At 61.5% G+C, this 7231-nt stretch carries 4 protein-coding genes; 3 read left to right on the forward strand and 1 reads right to left on the reverse strand.

The window, feature by feature from the left end; genetic code table 11:
- Positions 1–387 precede the first annotated feature (387 nt).
- Together rpsB and tsf are read left to right on the forward strand one after the other, a co-directional pair.
- Complete coding sequence (gene rpsB / locus ABYO54_RS11775) at positions 388–1452, forward strand: 30S ribosomal protein S2 (RefSeq protein ID WP_372808449.1); 1065 nt, start codon at positions 388–390, stop codon at positions 1450–1452.
- 17 nt (positions 1453–1469) lie between these two features.
- Complete coding sequence (tsf, locus tag ABYO54_RS11780; protein ID WP_372808450.1) at positions 1470–2330, forward strand: translation elongation factor Ts; 861 nt, start codon at positions 1470–1472, stop codon at positions 2328–2330.
- A gap of 124 nt (positions 2331–2454) precedes the next feature.
- Here tsf and ABYO54_RS11785 read toward each other — a convergent pair whose 3' ends face one another.
- Positions 2455–3888, reverse strand: coding sequence for a sigma-54-dependent transcriptional regulator (locus ABYO54_RS11785; protein ID WP_372808451.1), 1434 nt, complete (start codon positions 3886–3888; stop codon positions 2455–2457).
- Positions 3889–4125: 237 nt separating this feature from the next.
- Here ABYO54_RS11785 and ABYO54_RS11790 point away from each other — a divergent pair.
- A partial coding sequence (locus ABYO54_RS11790) for an MFS transporter (RefSeq protein ID WP_372808452.1) occupies positions 4126–7231 on the forward strand: 3106 nt, incomplete at its 3' end.

Raw genomic sequence — 7231 nt, forward strand, 5'->3', positions numbered from 1 at the left:
AAGGCGGGTGGTCTTGCGAGCACTCAGACTCGCTACGCGTGACGCCGTCGCACACGCGCCTCCCTGCCGCGCCGCCCCGATCTGCCGCGCGGCTGATAGGTTTCCTTCGTCAACCGTTTAAGCCCTACAACCCCGCATGATTTGCAGGGAGGGCACGGTTGAGGAATGTGATTACGAGGAATGCGAGTCATCTCTGCCCGCCAACCCCTCCGCACTCCGGCAGGGCAAATAAACCTGCCCAAAACCCTTGCCCAACCTCCTGCGCCTACGTATATTTCGCCGCTTAATTAACCGGACGTTCCGGTTAGAAGCGAAGACCGCCTGCTACCTCGGGTGTGTCAAAGCGGATTGTTTAACTAAATAGAGTAAACTATAAGGAGAGGTAAAATGGCTGATACATTCACCAAGACGATTTCTATTGCGGATCTGCTGGACGCCGGTCTGCACTTCGGTCACCAGACCAAACGTTGGAACCCGAAAATGAAGCGCTACATCCACGGCGCCAAAAACGGGATCTACATCATCGACCTGAACAAGACGCTCTCCCAGCTCGAGCTTTCCCAAGTGTTCCTGAAAGACGTGGTCCTGCGCGGCGAAAAGATTCTCTTCGTCGGCACCAAGAAACAGGCGCGCGAAATTTTCAAGACGACCGCCGAAAACACCAACCAGCCCTACGTCATCCATCGCTGGCTCGGCGGCATGCTGACCAACAACAAGACCATCCGTTCCTCCGTCAACCGCATGCGCGAGCTGCAGAAGATGATCAAGGACGGCACCATGGACAAGCTCCCCAAAAAGGAAGTATCCGTTCTGCGCCGCGAGCTCACCAAGCTGGAACGCAACCTGACCGGTATCGCCGACATGGAAAAGAAGCCGGGCGCCCTCTTCGTGGTCGACCTCAAGCGCGAGCACCTCGCCCTCGAGGAAGCCAAGCGCCTGAACATCCCGGTCGTTGCCCTGGTTGACACCAATGCCGACCCGGACCTCGTCGACTACCCGATCCCGGGCAACGACGACTCCCTGCGTTCCGTCGGACTGATCTGCGAAGTCCTCGGCGAAGCCATCAAGGCCGCCGACACCGAATACGCCGCCAAGGCCAAGGCCGAGCGCGAAGCCCGCGAAGCCGCCGAAGCCGTCGAGCGCGAAAAGGCACGTGCCGCTCGCGAAGAGCGCCAGAAGAAGGAAGCCGAAGAGAAGAAGAAGCGCGAAGAAGTGCTGAAGAAGATCAAGGAGCAGAAAAAGAAGGCCGACGAAGCCAAGAAGGCCGAAGCAAAGGCCGCCAAGGCTGCCGAGAAAACCAAGAAGGAAGAAGCCCCCGTTGCTGAAGAAGCCGCTCCGGTTGCCGAAGAAGCACCTGCCGTAGTCGAGGCACCTGCCGTCGAGGAAGCCGCTCCCGAAGCTCCGGCCGAAGAAGCTGCCGCCGAAAAATCTGAAGAGAAAAAAGAAGACTAACTCTGGAGACTTAGAAAATGGCAATTACAACCGCTATGATTAAAGAACTTCGCGACGCCACCAGCCTCGGCATCGCGGACTGCAAAAAAGCACTGGAAGAAACCGGCGGCGACTTCGAAGCCGCCGTCAAGATCCTCCGCGAAAAGGGCGCGGCCGTCGCGGCCAAGCGCGCTTCCAAGGAAGCCAAGGAAGGCATGGTTGCCGCAAACGTTGCCGCCGACGCCCAGAGCGGCGCAATGATCGAAGTCAACTGCGAAACCGACTTCGTAACCCGCAACGAAGACTTCCAGGCATTCGTCGAGGAACTCCGCGGCGAAGCGCTGAACTACGAAACCGACGCAATGGCCGAAGGCGTTGCCAAGAAGATCGAAGACAAAATGGCTTCGATCGGCGAAAAGATCCAGTTCCGCCGCAACGTCAAATGGACGGTTGAAGGCACGGGTTCCATCACGTCCTACATCCACATGGGTGGCAAGGTCGGCGTACTCGTTGAACTCGGATTCGAGAAACCCGAAACCGCGGAAAACGCCGTATTCCAGGAGCTCGCACGAGACCTGACCCTCCACGTTGCCGCCGCAGCGCCGGAGTTCTTGAACCGCGACGAAGTCCCGGCCGATAAACTCGAAGAGGAAAAATCGATCATGCGCGCCCAGATGAAGGCCGAAGACGAAGAAAAGGGCAAGTCCCGCCCCGAAGAGATGATCGAAAAGATCCTGATCGGGAAAACCAACAAGTTCTACTCGCAGATCTGCTTCCTGGAGCAGGGCTTCGTGAAGGAAGACAAGGTTCCGGTACAGGACCTCATCGCAGCGAAAAGCAAGGAACTGGGCGACACCATCGCGGTCAAGCGCTACATCCGCTACCAGCTCGGTGCCTAAGTTAATCCTCGATTAACCGCAAAAAAAGCCCGTCATCGCGACGGGCTTTTTTTGTGTTAGCGAAAAGCGACGAATGAAACGCGGCGGGATTGATTCCCGGAAGCCGCGCTTCAGTCGTCCCCCATCACGTCCCGACATTCTTCTTCACCGTCCGCCAGTCGAGCCCGGTGCGCCGGGCCACCTCGCCGTAGTTGCCGTAGGTTTCGTAGAGATCGCGGCAATACTTTTCGACCAGCTCCTTGGCGGAGAGGGTTCCGGCCTCGACGGCTTGGTTCAGGGCCATCGCATCGGGGGGCTCTGCCGCCGCGTCGCCGCAGTAGGTTCCGGAGATCATGATGCGGCGAATGGCCTGCTCCAGCTCGCGCACATTGCCGGGCCACGCATAGTTTTTGCCAACCGCCTCCTTCAGCGTCGCAACGATCGGGATCCGCAGATCGTCCCCGCAAATGCGCTCCAGCAAATGGGTGGCCAACGTCTCCAGCTCGCGCGGCACCTCGCGGATGCGTTGCCGCAGCGGCGGCATGGTGATGATGTCGGAGCAGAGGCGATAATAGAAATCGTCGCGGAAGGTCCCTTCCCGGCGCAGCGCGTCGATCGACTTGTTCGTGGCGGCAATCACCCGCCCCTTGAACCGTAGCCGGTCGTGGCTGCCGACCGGGGAAAAGGTGCGCTCCTGCAACACCTGCAGCAGCTTGATCTGCACCGGAACCCCCACATCGCCGATCTCGTCCAAGAAAATCGCCCCGTACGCGCTGCAGCGCGAAAAGACGCCGTCGTGCTTTTCGATGGCCCCGGTGAAGGCCCCCTTGCGGTGGCCGAACAACTCCGATTCGATCAGCGCCTCGGGATATTGCGAAAGGTTGATTGCAACGAACGCGCGCGTGAAGCTCTCCTCGAACTTCTGCGCATTGGGATTGAACGGAATGAATCCGGAGCGGCCGATCGCGGCGGCGGCCGCCCCCTTCCCCGAGCCGGTTTCGCCCAGCAGCAGGGTCGAAAAATCCTCCATGCGGTTCCAAAGGCACCCCTCGTACCACGAGATGTCGTGCGTAAAAACGTTGTCCCAAAGCTGCGCCCGCAACCGCTTCATGCAGGGGCTTTCGCCAACGAGTCCCGTGGAGATGAAATAGTAGGCGCGCCGAATCTGGTAGAAGATGCCCACATAGCGACACGCCTCGCTCCGGCCGAATCCATAGCGGACCAACTCCTCCATGCATTGGAACACAAACGGGGCCCGGCACGACTCATCCCCCGCCCGGATCTGCTCCTCGATCAGATGGTCGAACCGATCCATGTAGCGATGAAACACCTGGAACAGTACGCTCACCGCCACCGCCCGCGCCTCCTCGCCCCCGTCGCGATCGATCACGATGCCGCCGGATTGCTCCAAAGCGGACAAATGCTCGTCCAGCTTCCGCAACAAAGGCCCCAGCGTCGTGTGCCAATCCACGGTATCGTCGGCCCCGACGATCTGGCGATCGATCTCCACCCGTTCATCGCCGAACGGATTGCTGAACGCCGCCGATGCCACCTGCTTGAAAAATCCGCTACCCATCATTTGCCACCTTTCCTTCCGCCGCCGGGGTTAAATCCAGAACGACGATCGTGCATCTGGTTTTAACATGCACCAAATGCCTTCACCAACGGCAACAGATGTATATCAACAAAAACATGTTCGCGGCCAGCACTTTCGCAACCCACTACGGATAAATGCTTAACAACCCGGCCCGCTCCGATGGCACACCCCATGCATTAGAGCCAGTTGGATCACAACCAAGCAAGCAAGGAGCGGATCATGAAAAACACGTTCAAATGGCTGAACATCGCCCAGTTTACCGGGGCCTTCAACGACAACGCCTTCAAAATGACGACGATCGTCGTGCTAACGAAACTATTGGGGCCGGAAAGCCTATCGGGCATCATCGCCGTCTGTTCCGTGCTGTTCGTGACGCCGTTTCTGCTCTTTTCCAATGCGGCCGGAACGCTGGCCGACCGCTTCAGCAAGCGCGACATCACGGTGGCCAGCAAATGGCTGGAGATTGCCTTGATGCTCCTGTCCGTCCCCGCCCTGTTATCGGGGCTGGCCTGGCCGCTCTACGCCCTGCTCTTCCTGCTCTGCACGCAGAGCGCCCTCTTCGGCCCGGCCAAGCGCGGCATTGTCCCGGAGCTGGTGGAAGAGGACGAGCTGTCGCGCGCCAACGGCTTCCTGACGGCGGCCTCCTATGCCGCGATCATTCTGGGAACGGCGATGCCCGCCGTCTTCATCGGGTTTGCCGGACTCAGCCCGCTTTACCCCATCGGCATCTGCGCGGGATTCGCCGCGCTCGGAACGTGGTCCGCCTACCGCATCGCCCCGGTCCCGGCCTACGGCAAGCCGAAGCGCAGCTCGCCCTGGATCGTCCCCGACGTCCTCCGCGCCGTGAAAAACCTGCGCTCCGACAAATGGGCAACGCAGGCCGTCCTCGGTCTCGTCCTATTCGGCGGCATCACCGCCCTGTTCCAGCAAACCCTGATCATCTACGGCCAGCAAGTGCTCGACCTTTCCATCGACAAAAGCCCGATCCTCTTCCCGCTGGCCGCCATCGGCATCGGGATCGGCGCCCTGCTGACCGGCCGCTTCTCGAAGCACACGATCGAGATCGGCCTGATCCCGATCGGCGCCATCGGCATCATGGTCTCGGCCCTCAACCTCGCCTTCTGCTCGGCCCCGGTCTGGGTCGGCCTATGGATCGTTGCGCTGGGGGTCAGCTGCGGCATGTTCGTGGTTCCGCTCAACGCCTTTCTCCAGCAGCGCGTTCCGGCGGAACGGCGCGGCGAAGTGTTCGGCGCATCCGGATTCCTGAGCTTTTCGGCCATGGTGGTGGCGTCCGGCCTCTTCTATGTCATGACCAAGCAGCTCGGCATCGGCGCCCGCGGCTGCGTCCTCGCCACCGGGCTCATTGCCGGCGTCCCCGCCGCGCTTGCCTGCGTGCGCCTGCCGGGTTTCCTGACCCGTTTCGGACTCATGCGCCTGATCCATCGCCTCTACAAAATCCGCTTCGAAGGGCTCGATAACCTACCGCGCAAGGGCGGCGCCTTGCTGATCTGCAACCATACGGCCTATGCCGACGCCCTGCTGCTGCAAGCCGCCACCGGACGCCCGATCCGCTTCGTGATGTCGCGCGACGTGTTCAAGACCTGGAAGTGGGCCTATCCCTTCTTCAAACTGACCGACTGCATTCCAATCCATACCTCCGACGGGCCGCGCGCGCTGGCGAAATCGCTGAAGGAAGCACGCGCCGCGATGGAGGCCGGGGCGCTCGTCGGCATCTTCCCCGAAGGCGAACTGACCCCCAACGGCAACCTGATGAAATTCAACAAGGGGTTCGAAAAGATCGCCAAGAACAGCGGATGCCCGATCATCCCGGCGCACATCGGCAACATTTGGGGCAGCATCTTCAGCTTCAAGAACGGGAAACCCGGACTCCGCAAACCGGAGCAATTCCCCCGCCCGATCTCCGTCCGCTTCGGCCAACCGTTGCCGACCGACACCCCGGCCGACGAGGCCCGCCGCGTGATTGCCGAGCTAGGGGCCGAATATGCGACCGAGCAGAGCCTGCAACCCGGCAAGACCCTCGCCCACCGGTTCGTTGCCCAGGCGCGCCGCCATTGGTTCCGCCCCATCGCGTCCGACACGCTCGGCCTCAAGGCGAACTACGGCAAGTTGCTGACCGGCGCCATTGTACTGGCCCACCGCATGAAGCCCGTCATCGGCAACCGGCAAACCGTCGGCATCTTCCTGCCCACCTCCCTGGGCAACGCCATGGCCAACCTTTCGCTGACCCTCGCCGGCAAGACCGTCGTCAACCTTAACTGGACCGCCTCCTCGGAAGCGCAGCAGTCGGCCGTTCAACAGGCCCGCATCAAAACCATCGTCACTTCCCGCCGCTTCATCGAAAAGATGGAACGCCCCGACCTGCCCGTGCGCTGGCTCTACCTCGAAGACCTGCTGAAAAACCTCGGGCACATCGAAAAGCTGCGCGCGTTGGCGGTGGCCCGGTTCGCCACGCCCAGGCAACTCGCCGGAGGACGCGAGCCGCAACCGGCCGACACGGCGGCCATCATCTTTTCTTCCGGCACCACCGGAACGCCGAAGGGCGTCGTCCTCAGCCACGCCAACATTTTGTCCAACATCGGTGCCGTCCAGGCGGTCCAGCCGTTCTCCAAGGCCGATGCCATGTGCGCAATCCTGCCGCTCTTCCACGCCTTCGGCTATCTGGCGCTGCTGTGGTGGCCGCTACTCGAAGGCATCCGCATCGCCTACCACCCCAACCCGCTGCAGACCGACCGCGTCATCCGGCTGATCGCGGAAGAAAAGCTGACGGCCCTGCTGGCCACGCCGACCTTTCTGCAAGGCTACATGCGCAAGGCCAAACCCGAACAGCTCGCCTCGCTCGGCACCGTCATCACGGGCGGCGAAAAGCTGCGCCCCGAACTGGCCGACCGCTTCGAGGAACGCTTCGGCGTGCGCCCGATGGAAGGGTATGGCTGCACCGAGCTCTCGCCCGTCGCCCTGCTCAACACGCTCAACGGCCATCGTCCCGGCAGCGCCGGCCAGCCGCTGCCGGGCGTCGCCGTCCGCATCGTCGATCCCGAAACGCGCGAAAGCCTGAGCGACGGAGAAGAAGGCCTGATGCTCATCAAGGGCCCCAACGTGATGCAGGGCTATCTCGACCAGCCGGAAAAGACCGCCGAAGCGTTGCGCGACGGGTGGTACGATACGGGCGATATCGCCCGCATGGACCAACGCGGCTTCGTCTACATCACCGGGCGGCTGTCGCGCTTCAGCAAGATCGGCGGCGAGATGGTGCCGCACGGGCTCGTGGAAGAAGCCTTGCAGCAGGTTGCGGGAACCGCCGTGC

This window comes from Pontiella sp. (assembly GCF_041622395.1).
Classification (GTDB): Bacteria; Verrucomicrobiota; Kiritimatiellia; order Kiritimatiellales; family Pontiellaceae; genus Pontiella.

Coding starts and splice junctions, on each gene's coding strand:
- rpsB (WP_372808449.1), top strand. CDS start 388: ATGGCTGATACATTCACCAAGACGATTTCTATTGCGGATCTGCTGGAC.
- tsf (WP_372808450.1), top strand. CDS start 1,470: ATGGCAATTACAACCGCTATGATTAAAGAACTTCGCGACGCCACCAGC.
- ABYO54_RS11785 (WP_372808451.1), bottom strand. CDS start 3,888: ATGATGGGTAGCGGATTTTTCAAGCAGGTGGCATCGGCGGCGTTCAGC.